We start from the raw sequence: 19,639 nt of genomic DNA, 5'->3' as shown, positions 1-19,639 counted from the left end.
CGACGACAGGGACTTCAGACTAACAATGCAAACCTGCGTCGCTGCGCTCCGACTGCCTGGCCGGATGAGCGTGGAACGGGTGGCCGGATGTTGGTGGACTGGGTGGCCGGATGGCGTGGAATGCGCACGAATTGCTTGGCTTCCCGTTTTAGACGCGGAAGGTCGGCCAAAATCGCCTCGCGCAAGCGCATACCGGTGGCTCGCGCTAACTGAGCGATGGCCGCGGCGCGCGGCTGCTGGTTTTCGCAAAGCACCTCTACGATCCGCGTCACCTGTTCGCGGTCTTGGCCCTGCGGAGATGCTGTGCGGACACTTGTGCGCCGCATTCCCAGCGCCTTACTCGCGCTCGGCACTTTCACATACTGATCGCCGCGAAGCGCGGCTATGGTTCGGTTGACGCTGGACAATCGGTTTTGCGCAGTCGCGATGGCAAGCTCACCATGTTCAACTTGTTTGCGCAGATACCCGGCGTAGTCCAGCAAGGTCTGCCGGTCGATCCTCCTCGCATCGTTGAATCCCGGCCCATCTTCCGACCGACACCAGCGTACAAACGCCTGCCAGCGATCACTGTGCGCTTTGACCGTGCTGTAGTGCCCGCCGCCAAATAGATCTAGCAATGCCTGCGGTCCGGCATAGCTCAATTGCCGCCCATAGCCAAAATTGCGTCCATCTCGCCTGCCTACCAGTGCCATGATCGAACTCCTCTCGAAGCCAAACTTTTAAAACCATCCCCACGTCATCCCGCCACGGATGTTGAGTGTTATCAGGGATCAAGGCCCCTGCGGCCTGTGAGGGTTGTCCACTAACGCGGGACTGGCGGCTCTTTACGACCGGGAGCTTGGGCATCTCATGATCTGGCCCCCTGAGCACTTCCGAGGAAGTGGGCGGGTGGAGGCTGCGCTGGCTGACGAGACCAACGCCGCGTGATCCTGAGTCGGGTGAAGGCAGCGATGCGATGACCGGGGCGTGCCTGACTGTCAGTCAGGTGCAGTCCATTCCGTGGGCTGCGGCACCATCATCGGCATTGCTGTTGCTGGTGACTTCGGTGTTTGTCACGCCGATTGTCACGAGGGGGAATGCCGCAATGCCTTGTACGAGGTGGGCTGCAGCAGTGGTAGGAGCGCCCGTCTCTTTCCGGGAGAAAGAGACGGGCGCAGGTTGGCGCAGTGAAATGGCCAAGCGGATAGGTTGCTGCAGGGCAGCTGGGTAGGGGGATGTATTTGCCGCAATGGCAACGATCTGAAGTAGGCATCCATCACTCGGTGAGTGACCGTGCGAGCCGCCGGACGCTAATCGCACTTTGGGAGAACCACCACGGTGTGGCGTAGCCTCAAAGGTTCTGGCTACCTGGGGTTGCTGTCAACGACAGCGCTTTGCCCGATCTTTTCTACGCCTGTGGATAATTTGGGTCAAGGCTCGAATTTTCGGGGACTCTGCGGCTGTGGATGAAATTATCCACCAGTGGAAATCAGTAGTTTTCCACAGACAGTTTGCATAGGTTTTAGATTTTTTAAATGAGGTCCATCCAAGCAGGGCGGCTTTGCAGCCCCGCTTGGATGGACCCGCGTGGAAGGGCGGACTGCGGTGATCTCATTGGCTTATCCACGTTTGGATGCGCCACGGCTATTTTGTAGGGCGGTGATGTTGTTGCCGACTGGGTGAGCGAATTCGTGAGGCGTTACATGGCCGCTGCGATTGGCATCAATGTAGTTGCTCCACCACGCCATGATCAACCGGCGCTGCTCCAGAAATTCAGCTTTGTGGATATACGCGGCGCGCACGCGGTTGCGTTCCTTGTGGCTCATTTGTCTTTCGATGGCTGCGTCGGTCCATAACCCGGACTCCAGCAGGGCGCTACAGGCCATGGTCCTGAAACCGTGGCCGCACACGTCCTTGCTGGTGTCATAGCCGACGTTGCGCAGCATGGTGTTCACCGTGTTCTCGGACATGGGCTTCCAGTACTTGTGGTCGCCCGGTAGCACTAACTCTGAAAAGCGACTGAGGCTGCGCAGGCGCTCCAGTATTTCGATGACCTGCGGCGATAGCGGAACCATTTGTATGTCGCCGTTCATCTTGGTCCCACGTGTGGAGTTGCGTACCCCTTCAATCGGTGCACGTGTATCGGGGATTTCCCACATGGCGCGTTGGAGGTCGAACTCACTCCATCGCGCGAAGCGCAGTTCGCTGGAGCGGACGAACACATGCAGAGTCAGCAGCACGGCAAGGCGTGTCAGCTCGCGGCCGTTGTAGTTGTCGATACGATGTAGCAGTTCGGGTAGGCGGTTGAGGGAGAGAGCCGGGCGATGGACTGTGCGCGGCGCGTGAATCGAGCCTGCCAGATCCAGTGCAGGATTCATGGTGATCTGCCGAGCCCTTTTGGCCCCGCGCATGATGGTGGATAAGTAGTTCTGTACCCTTAACGCCACATCCATGGTGCCGCGTTCCTTGATGCGCTGGGTGATCTCTAGCAGGTCGTGGGTATCGAGTTCAGCGATGGGGCGTTGGCCGATCAGCGGGAAGACGTGGGTGCGCAGTCGGCTCATTACGGTTTTTGCGTGGCCTTCAGTCCAGCGGCGGGACATGTCGACGTGCCACTCCAGAGCAACGGTTTCGAAAAGCAGTGCCGCCCGCTGGGCTACGATCTTAGCCTTCTTCTTTTCTTCCATTGGGTCGAGGTTGTCGAGCAGCAACGCCTTGGCTTCGTCTCGCTTACGTCTTGCGACGGAAAGGGTAACGATGGGGTAATTGCCGATGATGAGCGTACCTTCCTTGCCGCTGGGCTTGGTGTACTTCAAGCGCCAGGTCTTCACGCCATTGGGTTTGACGAAAAGGTACATGCCGCCGCCGTCGAACAGTTTGTAGGCACGTTCGCGGGTTTTGGCCGTGCGGCATTGCAGGTCGCTGAGAGGGATCGCTAGACGTGGCATAGGGGTACGCGCTCCTGACCGGAAAATCGCAGTACCCCTAACATACCCTCGGGGAAGGGGGATTTTGTTGGATCCCGACAGAGGGTCCTGGAACGAAAAAACCCGCCAAAGGGCGGGTTTTCGGGGCTTCCAGAGCATTCGGTGGAATGCAATGGAGCCTAATGTGGTGCCGGCACCAGGAGTCGAACCCGGGACCTACTGATTACAAGTCAGTTGCTCTACCAACTGAGCTATACCGGCGTGTTGGGCGACGATTATAGCGATTGGAATGGTTCTGTAAACCCCTGAATTCAGACTATTTTTGCGCGGGCCTTGGGTCAGGCGCGGCGCAGTGCTGTTCGGAGTTTGTGCAGGGCTTTCCAGGTGCGGCTGTTTTGGATGGCGTGCAGTTGCGCTTCGGCCTGTTCGGCGCGTTGTAGAGCGGCGGCGAGGTGGTGGTCGGTGTCGCTGAGGGGGTGGCTGAATGTGTGGCCGCGGCAGAGCTGGAAGTTGTCCAGGTTGCAGGGCGGGATGTCGAAGGCGGGTTTGAGGTTCAGGTGTTCTTCGGCGAGGTAGTAGGTGTTGAGGCCGTCGAACAGGATGGACTGGTAGCCGGCGTCGGTGAGCAGGGTTTCCCAGGTCTGGTTGCGCTCCCACGGGGTCTCGATGAGGATGATCCACGGGCGCCACTGGCTGAAGTCCATGCCGCGCAGCACGGTTTCTTCGTGGCCTTCGACGTCGATTTTCAGGAAGTGGATGGGCTTGCCTTGGGCGTGTTGCTCGCAGATGGAGGTCAGGGTGCGCGATTGCACGGTGTGGCTGCGCACGTCCATGCCGGCGTCTTTGCGCTGTTGGGCGACGGTGGGTTCAAGGGTCGACAGGCCGGTGTCGGCGATGCTGTAGAAGGTAAGGTCCTGGGCGTTTTCGCCGGCGACGCATTGCAGGTTGGTGTCTTTGGGGCGTTGTTCGCACAGGGCCTGGTGGTAATTGGCGACGGGCTCGACGTTGATGCCGGTCCAGCCGTGGTCATAAAAAGCCTTGGTGACCGAGTCGTGGACGGGATCGTTGGCGCCTATGTCGATGTAGAAGCCGTTTTCGACGGTTCTGAGGGCGCGCCACAGGCGGATGTCTTCGAAGTTCTGTGCGTAGGAAATGAACGTCACGAGTCGAGTCCTGTGTTTTGTTTTTATTGTTAACGGCCGCAGTGTCGGCGCTTTGTTTGCCTGTATAGCAAGGGTCGCGGTCGGGGCGCAAATTCCTGCGGGCGTGGTCCCGTATTCGGCGGTTATGTCGTTTTCGCGAATTGCTTATGCACAACGGGCGTGATGGCCGTTACTGCTCATTACCGATTTTGTGGACCCGTTCTCATTCGTCCGCAAATGCCTGTTTTAATGGTTTTTTATCCATGTGTACGAAAAATGAACACAGGTGTTTCAGGGAGGAAACAGCTGTATACATTGGATCCAGGATAATTCCATCAACAGAGTTATCCACAGGCTGGGTGCTTCAGCAGCGCTCGCCCAGGATCAGCAGATTACGCGGAGTGAGGGGGCTGTCGCAGAAGGTTCCGAGGCGAACGGTGTAACCCTGCTCGGAGAGGAAAATGGCCCTGTCGAGCACCAGCCAAAGCTCCAGCGGACGCCGGAACAGTCCGCGCAGCAGCTCCAGGTTGCGCACCTGTGCCAGGCGTTGCCAGCCGGCGGCCTCAAGGGCGGGCCAGTTCTGGGCCCCGATTGTGGATAAGTCCTTGAGCGCGGCCAGGTGATGGCAGTACTCGGCGAAGGGTTTGTCCAGCCAGGCGCTGGGAAGAGACGGGGTAGGCAGGTATTGATCGACTCCGCGCAGTTGCCTTTGCAGCATGTCGAAGCCCAAGCGGCGGGCCATGGAGGTGTCACGCTGATGGCGGACCCGGGCGCCGGCGGTGACGGTTTCGCTGGCAGGCAGCGCCAGGTCGTCCAGGGACAGCTGCAGGGTGGATTGCTGGCCCGGTGAGGAAAGCGCCTGATGGGCTGTGAGACTGATCCGGTTGTAGCAGCAGGGTGCGACAGCGAGCTGTTTGCAGCCTGCGGCGCTGGCGATCTGGATCAGCCTGACGTGCAGGTCTCCGCAAGCGTGCAGCGCTACTGGTGTATGCCCGCCGTGCAGCAGGCTGGCGGCTTCGGCGGCGAGCACATCCTGTTCAACATGCAGGGCGTGCAGGTGATGGCGCTGGCTGAGTGCCTGGCCGCTGGCGACCAGTGCCGGGTCGTATTCCAGGCAGGTGAGTTGCTGGCCGGCCTGCAACAGGCGTCGGCCCAGGTGTCCTTTGCCGGCACACCAGTCGAGCCAGTGTTTTGCCGGCTGGGTGAATTCCAGGCGGCTGGCAAACGCTTCGATCTGCTGCCATTTGCGCCCCGGCACATCGACATTCAGGCGGTGCCCGGCTTCTTCCAGCGCATGGGCCGGTAATTCGCCGATGGCGCTGAGTTGGAGTGATTGCGCGGCCAGCGAAGCGAAAGGCTCGGGCGCGTCCAGCAGGGCGGGGTGGTTGTGGGCGAGTTCAGCCTCTTCCAGTGAACGGCCGCGCAGCCACTGCGCCAGTTGCGGACAGGACGCTTCCCAGGGAAGTTGCAGATGGGTGAACGGTCGCGGCTTCCACAGGGCTTGATGCTCGATCAGAAAAGCATCCAGCGCGGCGAAGCGGGCGAGCAGGGCCTCGCCCGTCAGCACGTGCCCATCAACGCCCTTGGCAGGCATCGACGCGCAGCCAGCGCTCCAGCAGCTTGAAGGCGCGCACCAGAACGAAGGCCATCAGCAGGTAGAACATGCCCGCCGCGAAGAAGATCTCCACCGGCAGGTAGGTCCGGGCAATGATGGTGCGGGCCATGCCGGTCAGTTCGAGCAAGGTCACGGTGCTGGCCAGGGCGCTGGCCTTGAGCATCAGGATGACTTCGTTGCTGTAGGCCGGCAGGCCGATGCGCGCGGCGCGGGGCAGGATGATGTAGAACATCGCCTTGGCCCGGGACATGCCCAGCGCCCGGGCAGCTTCGATTTCGCCCTTGGGAATCGCCTGGATCGAACCGCGCAGGATTTCCGCGATGTAGGCGGCGGTGTGCAGGGTCATGGTCGCGGTGGCGCACCAGAAAGGATCGCGCAGGTAGGGCCACATCGAGCTGTTGCGCACCGCATCAAACTGCGCCAGGCCGTAATAGACCAGGAACAGCTGGACCAGCAGCGGCGTGCCACGGAAAAAGAAGATGTAGGCGTAGGGGAATGCGCGCACGTACCACAGGCGCGATGACCGGGCGATGCCCAGCGGAATGGCCAGCAGCAACCCGGCAATCACGGCGATGGCCACCAGCTCCAGCGTCAGGGTTGCGCCCTGGGCGAGCTTCGGCAGCCACTTGATGATGACTTCCCAGTTCATTGGGTGCTCCTTGCGAACCCGCGACCGGCGCGTTTTTCCATGAAGTGCATGCCTATCATGGCGAGAATCGTCAGGCCCAGGTACATGAACGCGGCCACCATATAGAAGGTGAACGGTTGCTTGGAGACGGTGACGCCGATTTGCGCATGACGCATGATTTCTTCCAGGCCGATCACGGACACCAGCGCCGTGTCTTTCATCAGGATCATGAACAGGTTGCCAAGGCCCGGCAGGGCGATGCGCCACATCTGCGGCATGATCAGCTTGGTGAAGATGCGAAATTTCGACAGGCCCAGGGCCACGCCCGCTTCACGGTGGCCTTTGGGGATGGCCAGGATCGCGCCGCGGAATACTTCCGTGGCGTAGGCGCCGAAGCACAGGCCAAGGGCAATCACGCCAGCGGCGAAGGCGTTGAGTTCCAGGTCGGGGTTGCCGAAGAACTCGCCCAGTTCGCGCATCAGGTTGACCGTACCGAAGTAGATCAACAGCACCCAGAGCAATTCCGGGATGCCACGCACCAGGGTCGAATAAGTGCCGCCAAGCCATTGCAACGGCTTGTACGGGGAAGTCTTGGCCAAGGCGCCGAGCAGACCGAGCACCAGCCCCAGGCACAGGGCCGAGAGTGCCAGTTTCACAGTCATCAGCGCGCCAGCGGCGAGCGCCGGGCCGAATCCGTAGAGATCGATAGTCATGGATTTCTTTTCAAATCGCGGCAGGCAATGCCAGGGGCAGGCGCCGTTAGCGAACGGCGCCTGCCAGGCAAGTCAGAATCAATAGATGCTGAAAGGGAAGTACTTGTCGTTGATCTTCTTGTAGGTGCCGTCGGCAACGATCTCTTTCAGTGCGGCGTTCAGCTTCTCGCGGACCGGGTCGCCTTTACGTACGGCGATACCGATCTTGTCGCTTTCTTCCACCGGGTCACCCTTGAACTCGTAAGAACGGCCGGCGTCGCTTTTGAGCCACTCGTAGTTGACGTATTTGTCCGCCAGGATGCCGTCCAGACGACCGGAGGTCAGGTCCAGGTAGGCGTTTTCCTGGGTGTCGTAGAGTTTGACTTCAACGCCTTCCATGTTGTCTTCCATCCAGGTGCCGGCGAGGGTCGCACGTTGTGCGCCGATCACTTTGCCTTGCAGGGAAGCCTTGTCGGTCTTGAAGTCTTTGTCTTTCGGGGCGATGAATTGCAGCTTGTTGCTGTAGTACGGGTCGGTGAAGTCCACCGCCTGCTTGCGCTCGTCGGTGATCGACATCGAGGAGATCAGGAAATCGAATTTCTTGGCGTTCAGGGCCGGAATGATCCCGTCCCAGTCGGAGGTCACCACGGTGCACTCGACTTTCATCTTGGCGCACAGGGCGTCGCCGATTTCCTTGTCGAAGCCGACGACATTACCGCTGGCATCCTTGTTGTTGAACGGCGGGTACGCCGCTTCGATGCCCATCTTCAGGGTTTCGGCCATGGCACCGGCGCTGAACGCCAGGGTGACGGCGGCAGCCAGGAAGACCTTTTTGTAGTTCTGCATGCTGTAGCTCCGTTAGCGGTTGCTGGACATGAATTGTTTGCAGCGCGCCGAAAGCGGGTTTTCGAACACCTGCTGTGGCGATCCTTGCTCTTCTACCAGGCCTTGGTGAAGGAACACCACTTCGCTGGACACCTGGCGGGCAAAGCCCATTTCGTGGGTGACCAGCAGCATGGTACGGCCTTCCTCGGCCAATGCGCGGATGACATTAAGTACTTCCTGGACCATTTCCGGGTCAAGGGCGGAGGTGGGCTCGTCGAACAGAATCACCTTGGGCTGCATCGCCAGCGTGCGGGCGATGGCCGCGCGTTGCTGCTGGCCGCCGGACAGTTCGGCGGGGTAGGCGTGGCGCTTGTCCGCGATGCCGACCTTGGCCAGCAAGGCTTCGGCGACTTCGATGGCTTCGGCTTTGCTTTGCCCGAGCACCCGGCGCGGCGCTTCGATGATGTTGTCGAGCACGCTCATGTGCGGCCACAGATTAAAGTTTTGAAACACAAAACCAATCTCGCTGCGCAGGCGATTGATCTGCTTGCCATCGGCAGCGACCAGTTCGCCGTTCTTGGCGGCCTTGAGCTTGAGTTCTTCACCGGCCACCAGGATCTGGCCCTGGTGCGGGTTTTCCAGCAGGTTGATGCAACGAAGGAACGTGGACTTGCCGGAACCGGAGGAACCCAGGATCGAGATCACATCGCCGTCGCGGGCGGTCAGCGAGATGCCTTTGAGCACCTCCAGCGAACCGTAGCGTTTATGCAGGTTGCGGATTTCAAGCGCGGGCGTGGCCTCAGCCATGTGCGTTCCTCATAGTGTGTTGCTCCTGCTGTTGGCGGCCTTCCTGGCGAGGCGGCCAAGCTAGCATAGCGTCTGAATGGCAGCCAACAGCGCTACGGGCAGTAAACGGATGTCATGTGGCAGGTTGTCGCATCGTCACAGCAGACTGTCGCGCTGCTATCAAACGAACAGGTGTTTGAACCTGCCCGGCGATGGAAAAACGACGTCCTGCCGTAAAAAAAGGCGCGATGTTGCCAGCTTTGCCGGGGGGTTGGAAGCGTTAACCGGACAAACGTTCCTGATCTGCACTTTTATTGTGCGACGGGCATTTTTTGTTGTGTTTCTGGTGCGGCAAATCGTCCTGAAAGTGAGTCGCAGGGTAACGCTCTGGCAAATTGCCATTAATCTCAAGCACTTGCGATGACTGTCCGGTCAGGCGGAGAGCCCCGGGTCTTGGGAGTTCGTAACATTTTGGCGCAATTATTGCGTGCAGAATAAGGAACGCCCCGTTGGTTTCTTTTTACGAGAGAGAACAAACGGCGAGCTCAATGCTTTCGCTTTTCCTTACAAAGGTAGTTTCAATGAGCAGTACCCCAAGTTCCAATGGCCTCGAACAGGGGCTCAAACCGCGTCATGTGACCATGCTGTCGATCGCCGGGGTTATCGGTGCCGGGCTGTTCGTCGGTTCCGGTCATGCCATTGCTGCAGCAGGCCCCGCCGTGCTGCTGGCCTACGCCGCCGCCGGTACCCTGGTGGTACTGGTGATGCGCATGCTGGGTGAGATGGCGGTTGCTTCACCGGACACCGGTTCATTTTCGACCTACGCCGATCGGGCGATCGGTCATTGGGCCGGCTTCACCATCGGCTGGCTGTATTGGTGGTTCTGGGTGCTGGTGATACCGCTGGAGGCCAACGCCGCCGCGACCATCCTGCACGCCTGGTTCCCGAATATAGCGATCTGGGCGTTTACGCTGATCATCACGCTGTTGCTGACAGCCACCAACCTGTTCAGTGTGAAGAATTACGGTGAGTTCGAATTCTGGTTCGCGCTGATCAAGGTCATTGCGATTGTCGGTTTCGTGGTGCTCGGTATCCTGGCGATTTTCGGCTTCCTGCCGACCAGTCAGGTCAGTGGTGTGTCCCACCTGTTCGACACCCAGGGCTTCATGCCTAACGGTATGGGCGCAGTACTGGCGGCTATTCTGACCACCATGTTCTCCTTCATGGGCACCGAGATCGTCACCATTGCCGCCGCAGAATCGAAGAACCCGGGCCAGCAAATCTCCAAGGCCACCAATTCGGTGATCTGGCGGATCGGCTTGTTCTACCTGGTATCGATCTTCATCGTGGTATCCCTGGTGCCATGGAACGATCCAGTCCTGGCCAGCGTGGGCTCCTACCAGACCGTCCTTGAGCGCATGGGCATTCCAAACGCCAAGATGATCGTCGATATCGTGGTCCTGGTTGCAGTGACCAGCTGCCTGAACTCGGCGCTGTACACCGCCTCGCGCATGATGTTCTCCCTGGGCAAGCGCGGCGATGCGCCGGCGGTGTCCAAACGCACCAACGGCAGCGGCACGCCGTACTGGGCCGTGATGCTGTCGACGGCTGCTGCGTTCCTCGCGGTATTCGCCAACTACGTAGCGCCTGCTGCGGTGTTCGAATTCCTGCTGGCCAGCTCCGGCGCAATCGCCTTGCTGGTGTACCTGGTCATCGCGGTGTCGCAATTGCGCATGCGCAAGCAGCGCGCCATCGCCGGCGAGAAAATCGCCTTCCGCATGTGGCTGTTCCCGGGCCTGACCTACGCGGTCATCGTGTTCATCGTTGGCGTGCTGACGATCATGCTGTTCCAGGAAGCCCATCGCGTGGAGATCCTCGCGACCGGCTTGCTCAGCGTGCTGGTTGTAGCCGCCGGGCTGTTCGTGGCGCGCCGTCGCAAGCAGCAGAAGCTGGGTGCGGCAGTGCTGAACTGATAGGTAGCGAGTAACGCAAAACGGCCGCTGTCAGGGATGACAGGCGGCCGTTTTTTGTTTTGTGCGGTCATCGGCATTCAGTCGGCGGTCACCCAGTCTTCTACGCGCAATCCAGGGACTCTTTCGAACTCCCTCAGATTGTTGGTCACTACAATGAATCCTCGCGAACGCGCGTGCCCTGCAATCATTTGATCGTACGGGCCAATGGGCGTGCCTGCCTTTGCCAGCTCTGAGCGAATCATTCCGGTGTGCGCCGCCGCGTCTTTATCGAAAGGTAAGACTTCAAGACGGGCCGCTAAACCCTCGACTACCGCAAGATTTTTCTCGGGGGCTGCTGACTTTTCAGCCCCATAGATCAGCTCCATCAACGTAACAGCACTAATGCACAACTGCCCGTTATGAAGGTTGAAAGCTTCTCGTACGATTTGTGGCTTGTTCTTGATCGTAAAGATGCAAATGTTGGTATCGAGCATGAACTTGAGCATCAGAACGACTCGCGCTCCTGATCGGCTGGTTGAGCGCGGTTTGCCATGAAGTCGTTACTCACGTCGTCTCCATCAAACCAGCTGTCCCAGGTTTCACCTGCAGGAGTAATGATTCGGGATCTTCCAATAGCAACTACGTCGACTCGCTTCACGTCACTTGGCATTGCGACGGCTTTCGGAAGACGAACGGCTTGGCTTCGATTGCTCATGAAAAGAGTGGTCTGTTCCATATTGGCCTCCTCAGCTTTGGTTTTCGTTGATAAACCCAAGGATAAATCCTTGTCGGGATATGTCAACGGGATATACGTAACCGAGAGTGTGGGATAAGGGGAAGGACACGTTGTGGATTTTTAGCAAAACGGCCGCTGTCAGGGATGACAGGCGGCCGTTTTTGTTTCAGGGCGCAGCGGGTTACTCGCCCTTTTCTTCCTGCGCATCCAGCGCCTGGCGGTATTGGTCCAGTGCATGACCGAAGTCGGTGATGAACTGCGGCTCGGTGAGCCAGGCCTGGGCGGTTTCGCGGTCCATGCCGTCGGCCCACATGCGGTAGTCGAGCAGCATGTCGGCGGCCAGGTGGGTGGCGGCCATGGCTTCGTTGTCGGCGTTTTCCATGTCGAGCAGGTCGGGATGGTCCGAGATGATAACCGCGAGCTCCGACAGCAGTACCTGCAGCATGTCGTTGCGGCCGACTGCTTCGGCGTCGTGCATCTTGCTGAACATCGCCAGGGTGTATTCCGGGATCGGCTCGCCCGGTTCGCCCAGGTCATCATCCAGCGCTGCGGGTTTGCGGCCGTGGATGTTGATTTGCTTGGCTTTGATTTTTGCGCGCTTGGCGCGTTTCTGCTGCTTGTTCAGGGAGGCCATGGGAACTCAGTTGGGTGTCTGTGGGTTTTGGGCGGCGATGGCGTCGGAGGCTGCCACGTAATCAACCTGGAAGGCGGGGGATTCGATCCACGCCAGGGCGCCGGCTTCGTCGGTTTCGGTGGACCACTGGCGATACTCGATCAGCGCGCCGATGATGAAGTCAGTGGCGATCTCCTCGCCTTCCTGTTCCAGCACCAGGGCGAGCAGCGGGTGTTCGAGGAAGGCTGCGCACATCGCTTGCTGGCTGATTTTCTGCGCGTCGAGCATTTCCTTGAACAGTTCGGTCAGGTCCACCGAGTCAAAATCGATGCGATCGTCGTTCGGGTCCAGCTCCACCGGCGCAGCCGCTCGCTGGGTACGGTTCTGCTTGGCCTTGTCTTTGGCGCGGGTGGCGCGTTTTTGCTGCTTGTTGGCGGAGGCCATGGGCGTCGTTCCGTATTGCGTTGAGTGGGCGCATCAGTCAGCTGCGTGGCACTAGCCGCCCCGGAGTGCCGGGGGCCAGTTCGCCGCTTTGCAGCCAGGACAATGCAATGGGCCATAGTGTGGCTTGGTATGCGCTGCGAAAAAAGGCGAAATGTCCCACGTCTGTCTGATCGATGTCTTCAGGTGCGATGCGCAAATGGGTTTTGCGGCTGTGGGTGAAGTAGCCGAGCAGGCGTTCTATGGCGGGAATTGTGCCATAGGGGTCGTCGCTGATGCTGATGGCCAGGACTTGCGCCTTGACTGCCGCAAAGGTTTTCACATGCAGGTCGCGGCCGCTGGGGCGCTTTTCGTAACGGGCGGTGGGCGTGCTCCAGTCCCGGACGACGCCGGCAGGGGTGTCTTCCAGCCAGCCCAGGCGCTTGCCGGGGAAGTAACCGTACAGCATCGTCAGCAACGGCATCACCAGGTGCCATTTGCCCAACATGCGCCAGCGATGGGCGGGCGCATAGTCGCGCCAGTAAGCGAATTGCGCACCCACCGTCACCAGGCGACGAATCACCGGCCCCGAGGCTCCCAGGCCCGCTGCACAGCCTCCAAAGCTGTGAGCCACCACATCGATGGGTTGGCCGGGGAATTCGCGCTGGGCGCGCTTGAGCATCGCCTCGAAGTCCAGGGTGCCCCAATCGGACCATGACGCCCTCAGGCCTTTCATCGAAGCGGGGCGCGATTCTCCGATGCCGCGGTAATCGTAGGTGATGACGTCGAAGCCGTTGGCATGCAGATAGTCGGCAAACCGCGCGTAGTGGCGGCAGCGCACGGAAGTGGCGGCGTTGATGATCACAACCGGGCGCACGCTGTCATGGGGGGCATGGCGCCAGGTAAAGCCGCCGAGGATGAAACCGTCTGCAGCGGGTTCCTTGAAGGGTTCGCCGGGCGCGAACGCGGGCAGCGGCAACTCGATGTGGCTGGGTGCCAGTGACGGCATGTCCTGCAGATTCATCGGCGTCTTACCAATGCGGGTAGCTGACAACGATAGTCTTCGGGCGGCGGTTGGACAATCCAGGCCGAGGCCGGGGTGTGCAGGAAAGTTCATCACGGCTGCGCCGGTCAAATCCCAGGCATAAAAAAACCCTGAATCTTGCGATTCAGGGTTTTCGGTATTTGGTGCCCAGAGACGGAATCGAACCGCCGACACGGGGATTTTCAATCCCCTGCTCTACCGACTGAGCTATCTGGGCAACGGGGCGCATTAAACTGGTTTTTCAGGGGGTCGTCAAGCAAGTTTTCAAAAAATATTTAATTATTACCGTCGCTTACGATCCGACCCCCGTGAAATCGGGATTATTCAGCCGGCGGAACGTAGCCGTCAGCCTTGGCGTATTCCTCGCCGGAGAAGTACTTGTCCATCTCGCCCTGAAGATATTTGCGGTCTTCGGCGTTCATCATGTTCAGGCGTTTTTCGTTGATGAGCAGGGTCTGGTGTTTCTGCCAGTCGGCCCAGGCCTTGGCCGAGACGTGGTCAAAAATGTCCTGGCCTTTGGCGCCCGGGAATGGAGCGCGCTCCAGGGCAGGCAATTCTTCTTTGTACTTGCGGCACATGATGGTGCGGGTCATGACGACTCTCCTGCGTTCAATACGGCGGCCGCGCGTTCGAGCAAGGTCTTGACCGGGGCGGCAAGGCCCAGGCGCGGCGGGGTGGCGAGGTTATACCAGAGCCAGTCGGCCTCGGCCACGTGATGGGCCGCCTCCTGGACCTGGACCAGCCAGGGTTCGATGGATAACTGGAAGTGGCTGAAAGTGTGCACCAGGCTCGGCAAGGCTTGTTGCTGGCCCAGCTCCAGTGAGTGTTGAGTGGCCAGGTGTTGCAGGTCGTCCAGGTCATCGAGCTCCGGAAGGCTCCACAAGCCGCCCCACAAGCCCGTCGAAGGCCGACGGTAGAGCAGAATCGCGCCTTCGCCATTGGCCAGCATCGGCATCAGCGTGCGCTTCTGGGGCACGGCTTTGCGCGGCTTGGGGATCGGGTAGCGGGTTTCCAGGCCAAGCATGTGCGCTTCACAGCCTTTTTCCAGCGGACACAGCAGGCAACTGGGCTTGCTGCGTGTACAGAGCGTGGCGCCCAGGTCCATCATGGCCTGGGTGTAGGCGTTGACCCGGTCATGGGGTGTGAAGCGCTCTGCGGTGGCCCACAGCTGTTTGGCCACCTTTGGCTCGCCCGGATATCCCTCCTGGGCCGTAAAGCGCGCCAGGACGCGTTTGACGTTGCCATCGAGGATCGGCGCACGCATGCCCATGCTCAGGCTGGCGATGGCGCCGGCGGTAGACAGGCCAATACCTGGCAGCTCGACCAGCTTGTCGATGTCCCGCGGAAATTCACCGGCGTAGTCGGCCACAATGATTTTCGCGGTTTTCTGCAGATTGCGCGCCCGTGTGTAGTAGCCCAGGCCGGTCCAAAGGTGCAGCACTTCGTCTTCCGGCGCGGCAGCCAGGGCTTCGACCGTCGGCAACGAGGCCATGAAGCGGTCGAAGTAGTTCAGCACGGTGCTGACCTGGGTCTGCTGCAGCATGATCTCCGAGACCCACACCCGATACGGCGTGATGCCCTGCTGCCAAGGCAAATCGTGGCGGCCGTGGCGGTCGTACCAATCCAGCACTGCTGCCGAAAACTGCTCGGATCTCATCGCTTGAACAGCCCTTTGAGTGCGTTTTTCAGTTCCGGACTGACTTTGTCGCCGAGTTTTTCGTCGATTTTTTCACTGAGCTTGTCTCCCGCGAGGCGGGTCGCGACCTGGCCCATGCGTTCGTTATCGAGGCGGCAAGCCTTGGCACCCAGTTCCAGTGGGCCGCGGCAGCGCAATGGCCACTCGATGCCGACGAACTTCTCGCCGACCTGGCAGGCCGGGTCGGGCATGTCGCTCTTGTCGCCTTCGACGATGATGCCGACGCGGTAATCCATGCCCAGCACGCGCAGGTCGACATCGCCGTCGCCATTGACGGTCATGCCGGGGATGCGCACTTTCAGGTCGGGGTTGCTGGCTACGCCATTACGAAAGGTCAGGTTGCCCTTGAGCTCCTGGAAGGGCGTGTCCTTGCCGCGCGGCTCGCCGCTGAGGGTCTTGCGGTTGAGCGTGGCGATGCCTTTGCACAGCTGCTGTTCAAGGTTGGCATTGAGCAGCACGCCATTGTTGATCGCAAAACTGGCGGTGCCGTTGAGGGTGTCGACCAGGGCTTTCTGGCTGTTGCCGCTGCCGGTCAGGTTGCTGTTGAGGGTGACCAGGCCTTTGACCGGCGGGTTTTTACCCTGGCTTTCAAGGATTTTTTCCACCGGCACTTTGTTGATCTGGGTCTGCAGGTTCAGCGCCGGGACCTGTTGGCGCACATCGAGGGTGCCTTTGGCTTCGAAGTTACCTTCGTACAATTCGCCGCGCAGGTTCTCCAGGGTCAGCAGGCCATTTTGGCCGGTAGCCTTGAGGGCCGCGTTGCGGATCGGCAGCTTGTCGAGGGTGAGTTGGCCGAACGTCAGGTCGGCGTCGAGATCGAGTTTGCTCAGGCGTTCCACGGGCAACAGGCGATCGTTGCTCCAGGCTGTCTTGGTCGGCGCATCCGGCAGCGGAGTGCTGCCTGCGCCGGCCATGGCATTGGCTTCGGTGCTGGCCACTTCGGCCTGGCGCACTTGCGTTGCGCTATTGGCTTCGGCAGATTTTGGCTTCAGGTAACGGTCGACGTTGAAGGTGTCAGCCTTGAGCACCGCACGCAGCGATTGCCTGGCGAAGTCCTCGACGGCGATGCGACCGCTGAAGCTGCTGTCGTCGATTTTCAGGTTGATGTTGTCGAAGGCCACGCTGGTGGGCGTTGCGCTGACGCGACTGACCAGCTCGACCTTGCTCAGGCTGCCTTCGGCCATGGCTGGCAGGGTCTGGCCGATGCTGTCGACGAACTTGGCCAAGTCAAATTGGGCGATCGATAGCGCGCCGTTGACCTGAGGTGTCTTGTCGAGGTCGTTGACCTTCAGCTCGCCGAGTGCGCGAAGCTGGTTGGCGGAAATCTTGATGCCGGTCCATTCGGCGACGTTCGCCGCTTTATCCAGCAAAAGCTGGCCCTGTGCGGCGAAAGTCATGGTCTTGCCTTGCAGCGGGTCGCCGGCGACTTCCCCGGTCAATTTCATGTCTTCGAACTTGTAGCGCTGCAGGGCGCGTTCGAAACGCAGTTCGCCGTTCAGTTCAGTGCGAACCCGCAGGACTGGCTGATTGGTGCCAAGGAACGCGGTGAGTTTGACCGGAATATTGGTCGAGTCATGCACGGCACCGGTGCTGAGCTGGATGCTTTCGGCGCTGAACTGCTTGCCGGTCTTTTCGTCGCTGTATTCAACCCGGGCGTTATTGACAGTCAGGCTGTCGATGTCCAGGCGAATGGGCTGGGCGGGTTTTTCCGCCTGGGCCGTGGTCTCGCTGGCAGGCTCACCGGGGGTGGCAGTTGGCGTGGTCTGAGTGGCAGGCACCTTGCCGATGTCTTCCCAGTTACCGTGGCCGTCCTTGTCGCGGTTCAGGCGCAGGTTCAGGCCTTCGACCCGCACATCGCTCATTTGGACTTCGCGGCGCAGCAGGGGCAGCACGCGAACGGACAGGCCGAGCATTTGCAGGTCGGCGAAGGGTTCGGCGGGTTTGGCCAGGGTCGCGACACTGGCTTCGTGCAATTCCAGGCCCAGCCACGGGAACAGGCTCCAGCCAATGTCGCCATTGAGCGTCAGCTCGATGTGGGCCTTGTCGCGGGCTATCTGGCGAATCTCGTCTTTATAGTCATTGGGATCAAAGAGGTGGGTCAGTGCAAAACCCAGGGCCACAATGATCAGCAATAGCCCGAGAAGTACCAGACCCAGGATTTTGCCGAACGCTTTCATGGGCGAGTCCTTGTAGTTAGTCAAATTCGAAATTCAGCCGGGGAGTATAGCGCCCCGGGGACGACGATCGGTCGGCGATCACGTTGTCAGTTCATCCAGCGACACTTTCAGCTTGGCGGCGAGCGCCTGGGCTTCAAGATGGCCGGCGGGGGCCAGCAGGTGCAAGGTGGCGCCGGCGTCGCGGGCCATTTTCCGCGCCTCGTCCACCAGGCGTTCGGCGACGCCGCGTCGACGGGTGACCTTGCGCACGCACAATTGCGACAGGTGCCAGACGTTCTGGTGCCGTTGCAGGCGAGCTGCACCCAGCAACCGGTCATTGAAGCGCCCGGCGATCAGTGAGCCATCGCCCAGGCAGGCTTCGATCAACTGTTGCGGCGAGGCAAAGGGTGCGAAGAGCCACTGCGGCGCATCAAGGTAGATCTTCTGCAGGTCTTGCTGATCCTGATAGTTGGCTTCTTTGAGCGACTCGACAACGATCGGCATGGCGGCTCCAGCGTGAAAGAGATCAGATGACGTGCAAAAGGTGATGGCAGATTGATTTTTCTGCCACGCGCAAATGGTAACCTCTGCTGGTACGTCCGTCCTTCTGCGACTTGATGTTGCATCAAAATGGAGCTTCATCTGACAAGACAGTCATGCCTGTGTGCATAAAGGCTGGGGATGAGCAGTGGCTGGCGAACAATACTAATAATTGGGGGATACACAATGACCACGAGCATCACGGCTGACGGCATAGCCGGCCAGCCTGCGTTCCTGTCCAAGGAACGCATCATCGCCAAGCCCGGTTTCAATCGTTGGCTGGTACCGCCGGCCGCACTGGCGATCCACCTGTGCATCGGCATGGCCTACGGCTTTTCGGTGTTCTGGCTGCCGTTGTCCAAAGCCCTGGGTGTGACCGCACCGGTGGCTTGCGCGCCGGACATGAGCTTTATTTCGCAAATCTTCTCCTCCCAGTGCGACTGGCCGATCTCGATGCTCGGCTGGATCTACACCCTGTTCTTCATTTTCCTCGGTTGCTCGGCGGCGATCTGGGGTGGCTGGCTGGAACACGCCGGGCCGCGCAAGGCTGGCGTAGTGTCGGCATTGTGCTGGTGTGGTGGTCTGCTGATATCGGCGCTGGGGATTTATACCCACCAGATCTGGCTGATGTGGGTAGGTTCCGGGGTCATTGGCGGCATCGGCCTTGGTTTGGGCTACATTTCGCCGGTTTCGACCCTGATCAAGTGGTTCCCGGACAAACGCGGCATGGCCACTGGCATGGCGATCATGGGCTTCGGTGGTGGCGCTATGGTGGGGGCTCCGCTCGCTGCCGCGCTGATGGGGCATTTTGCCTCGCCGACCAGCGTCGGGGTGTGGCAAAGCTTCCTGGTAATGGCCGCGATCTACTTCGTGTTCATGATCGGCGGCGCACTGTCCTACCGCGTTCCGCCAACGGGCTGGAAGCCTGAGGGCTGGACTGCCCCGGCCAAGAAAACTGCGAATGCGATGATCACCCATCGCCATGTGCACGTGAATGTGGCGTGGAAAACCCCGCAATTCCGCCTGGTTTGGCTGGTTCTGTGCCTCAACGTGTCTGCCGGTATCGGCATCCTGGGCATGGCGTCGCCGCTGTTGCAGGAAGTGTTTGGCGGCAAGCTGATCGGTGTCGACCTGCCATTTGGCCAACTGGATGCCGGGCAACTGGCTTCGATCGCTGCCATTGCGGCAGGTTTTACCGGGTTGCTGAGCCTGTTCAACATCGGTGGTCGTTTCTTCTGGGCGTCGTTCTCGGACTACCTGGGCCGCAAAAACACTTATTTCGTGTTCTTCGCCCTGGGTTTCGCACTGTACGCGCTGATCCCGAACCTGGGCCACCTGGGCAATATCGCGCTGTTCGTGGCGGCGTTTTGCATCATCCTGTCGATGTACGGCGGTGGTTTTGCGACGGTGCCGGCTTACCTGGCGGACCTGTTCGGCACCCAGATGGTGGGGGCGATTCACGGTCGCCTGCTGACCGCATGGGCGGCGGCGGGTGTGTTGGGGCCGGTGCTGGTGAACTACCTGCGCGAGTATCAGCTGAGCATTGGGGTGGAGCGCGCGGCAGCGTATGACATCACCTTGTACATCCTGGCAGGCCTGCTGGTGTTGGGCTTCCTGTGCAACCTGCTGGTGCGGCCGGTGGCGGACAAGTACTTCATGACCGACGCCGAACTGGCCGCCGAACAGGCGCTGGGTCACGACAAGGGCGCTGACAGCACTACCGTGCTGGAGTGGAAAGCCGCCCCGGGTACCAAGCCGCTGGCGATTGCCGCCTGGCTGGTGGTGGGCATTCCGTTGGCGTGGGGTGTCTGGGTGACCCTGCAGAAAACGGCGGTGCTGTTTCACTAAGGGAAAGGCCTGAATTTCAGGCCAACACCCAACCCTTTG

General features: G+C 60.1%; 19 protein-coding genes, 2 tRNA genes and 1 pseudogene. 3 read left to right on the top strand and 19 right to left on the bottom strand.

Going from position 1 to position 19,639, the window contains the following annotated elements:
* Positions 1 to 119: 119 nt before the first annotated feature.
* From UB23_RS25570 to UB23_RS25530, 9 genes and pseudogenes are all read right to left on the bottom strand, one after another.
* Positions 120 to 692, bottom strand: a pseudogene (locus tag UB23_RS25570) (hypothetical protein); the annotation flags it as partial.
* Positions 693 to 1,598: 906 nt separating this feature from the next.
* The gene (locus UB23_RS25565) at positions 1,599 to 2,927 is read right to left on the bottom strand and encodes a tyrosine-type recombinase/integrase (protein WP_045062024.1); all 1,329 of its coding nucleotides are present in this window, start codon (positions 2,925 to 2,927) and stop codon (positions 1,599 to 1,601) included.
* 164 nt (positions 2,928 to 3,091) lie between these two features.
* Positions 3,092 to 3,167, bottom strand: a tRNA-Thr gene (locus tag UB23_RS25560).
* 77 nt (positions 3,168 to 3,244) lie between these two features.
* Complete coding sequence (locus UB23_RS25555) at positions 3,245 to 4,069, bottom strand: FkbM family methyltransferase (protein ID WP_045062023.1); 825 nt, start codon at positions 4,067 to 4,069, stop codon at positions 3,245 to 3,247.
* 343 nt (positions 4,070 to 4,412) lie between these two features.
* On the bottom strand, positions 4,413 to 5,642 hold the full coding sequence (locus UB23_RS25550) for a methyltransferase (RefSeq protein ID WP_045062022.1): 1,230 nt from the start codon (positions 5,640 to 5,642) through the stop codon (positions 4,413 to 4,415).
* The gene (locus UB23_RS25545; RefSeq protein ID WP_045062021.1) at positions 5,623 to 6,312 is read right to left on the bottom strand and encodes an ABC transporter permease; all 690 of its coding nucleotides are present in this window, start codon (positions 6,310 to 6,312) and stop codon (positions 5,623 to 5,625) included. The genes UB23_RS25550 and UB23_RS25545 overlap by 20 nt, the downstream gene beginning before the upstream one ends.
* Positions 6,309 to 7,004 carry an ABC transporter permease gene (locus tag UB23_RS25540; protein WP_045062020.1) on the bottom strand — a complete coding sequence of 232 codons (696 nt, stop codon included), beginning with the start codon at positions 7,002 to 7,004 and terminating at the stop codon, positions 6,309 to 6,311. The genes UB23_RS25545 and UB23_RS25540 overlap by 4 nt, the downstream gene beginning before the upstream one ends.
* A gap of 78 nt (positions 7,005 to 7,082) precedes the next feature.
* Positions 7,083 to 7,829: an ABC transporter substrate-binding protein gene (locus UB23_RS25535; RefSeq protein ID WP_045062019.1), complete on the bottom strand. Its 747-nt coding sequence runs from the start codon at positions 7,827 to 7,829 to the stop codon at positions 7,083 to 7,085.
* Between the two features lie 12 nt (positions 7,830 to 7,841).
* Entirely contained in the window at positions 7,842 to 8,615 is a 774-nt protein-coding gene (locus tag UB23_RS25530; RefSeq protein WP_045062018.1) for an ABC transporter ATP-binding protein, read from the bottom strand.
* 175 nt (positions 8,616 to 8,790) lie between these two features.
* Here UB23_RS25530 and UB23_RS29640 point away from each other — a divergent pair, with 175 nt between their 5' ends.
* Positions 8,791 to 9,018 (top strand): hypothetical protein, encoded by a 228-nt coding sequence (locus tag UB23_RS29640; protein ID WP_152644325.1) that lies wholly within the window; start codon positions 8,791 to 8,793, stop codon positions 9,016 to 9,018.
* A 157-nt stretch (positions 9,019 to 9,175) separates the two neighbouring features.
* On the top strand, positions 9,176 to 10,567 hold the full coding sequence (gabP, locus tag UB23_RS25525; protein WP_045062017.1) for a GABA permease: 1,392 nt from the start codon (positions 9,176 to 9,178) through the stop codon (positions 10,565 to 10,567).
* A 77-nt stretch (positions 10,568 to 10,644) separates the two neighbouring features.
* Here gabP and vapC read toward each other — a convergent pair whose 3' ends face one another.
* The 10 genes from vapC to UB23_RS25475 all read right to left on the bottom strand — a co-directional run bounded on the left by vapC (position 10,645) and on the right by UB23_RS25475 (position 17,716).
* Positions 10,645 to 11,052 carry a type II toxin-antitoxin system tRNA(fMet)-specific endonuclease VapC gene (gene vapC / locus UB23_RS25520; RefSeq protein ID WP_045062016.1) on the bottom strand — a complete coding sequence of 136 codons (408 nt, stop codon included), beginning with the start codon at positions 11,050 to 11,052 and terminating at the stop codon, positions 10,645 to 10,647.
* Complete coding sequence (vapB, locus tag UB23_RS25515; protein ID WP_045062015.1) at positions 11,052 to 11,282, bottom strand: type II toxin-antitoxin system VapB family antitoxin; 231 nt, start codon at positions 11,280 to 11,282, stop codon at positions 11,052 to 11,054. Before vapB ends, vapC begins: the two co-directional genes overlap by 1 nt.
* A gap of 181 nt (positions 11,283 to 11,463) precedes the next feature.
* Positions 11,464 to 11,916, bottom strand: coding sequence for a hypothetical protein (locus UB23_RS25510; RefSeq protein WP_045062014.1), 453 nt, complete (start codon positions 11,914 to 11,916; stop codon positions 11,464 to 11,466).
* 6 nt (positions 11,917 to 11,922) lie between these two features.
* A complete protein-coding gene (locus UB23_RS25505) occupies positions 11,923 to 12,339 on the bottom strand; it encodes a hypothetical protein (RefSeq protein ID WP_045062013.1) in 417 nt (138 codons plus the stop codon).
* A 37-nt stretch (positions 12,340 to 12,376) separates the two neighbouring features.
* Complete coding sequence (locus UB23_RS25500) at positions 12,377 to 13,339, bottom strand: alpha/beta hydrolase family protein (protein ID WP_045062012.1); 963 nt, start codon at positions 13,337 to 13,339, stop codon at positions 12,377 to 12,379.
* Between the two features lie 162 nt (positions 13,340 to 13,501).
* A tRNA-Phe gene (locus tag UB23_RS25495) sits at positions 13,502 to 13,577 on the bottom strand.
* A 103-nt stretch (positions 13,578 to 13,680) separates the two neighbouring features.
* Complete coding sequence (locus UB23_RS25490) at positions 13,681 to 13,953, bottom strand: oxidative damage protection protein (protein ID WP_010464608.1); 273 nt, start codon at positions 13,951 to 13,953, stop codon at positions 13,681 to 13,683.
* Complete coding sequence (gene mutY, locus UB23_RS25485) at positions 13,950 to 15,017, bottom strand: A/G-specific adenine glycosylase (RefSeq protein ID WP_045062011.1); 1,068 nt, start codon at positions 15,015 to 15,017, stop codon at positions 13,950 to 13,952. The genes UB23_RS25490 and mutY overlap by 4 nt, the downstream gene beginning before the upstream one ends.
* Positions 15,014 to 17,233: an AsmA family protein gene (locus UB23_RS25480; protein ID WP_045062010.1), complete on the bottom strand. Its 2,220-nt coding sequence runs from the start codon at positions 17,231 to 17,233 to the stop codon at positions 15,014 to 15,016. The genes mutY and UB23_RS25480 overlap by 4 nt, the downstream gene beginning before the upstream one ends.
* A 78-nt stretch (positions 17,234 to 17,311) precedes the next feature.
* Positions 17,312 to 17,716, bottom strand: a complete 405-nt coding sequence (locus UB23_RS25475) for an acetyl-CoA sensor PanZ family protein (protein ID WP_045062009.1) — start codon at positions 17,714 to 17,716, stop codon at positions 17,312 to 17,314.
* Positions 17,717 to 17,938: 222 nt separating this feature from the next.
* Between UB23_RS25475 and UB23_RS25470 the strand changes: the two genes are divergently transcribed.
* A complete protein-coding gene (locus tag UB23_RS25470) occupies positions 17,939 to 19,600 on the top strand; it encodes an OFA family MFS transporter (RefSeq protein WP_045062008.1) in 1,662 nt (553 codons plus the stop codon).
* Positions 19,601 to 19,639: the final 39 nt, after the last annotated feature.

This window comes from Pseudomonas sp. ES3-33 (assembly GCF_000952175.1).
GTDB classification, from domain to species: Bacteria; Pseudomonadota; Gammaproteobacteria; order Pseudomonadales; family Pseudomonadaceae; genus Aquipseudomonas; species Aquipseudomonas gregormendelii.
Note: the sequence above shows the minus strand (reverse complement) of the source record. Positions and strands in the feature narration are given on the sequence as shown.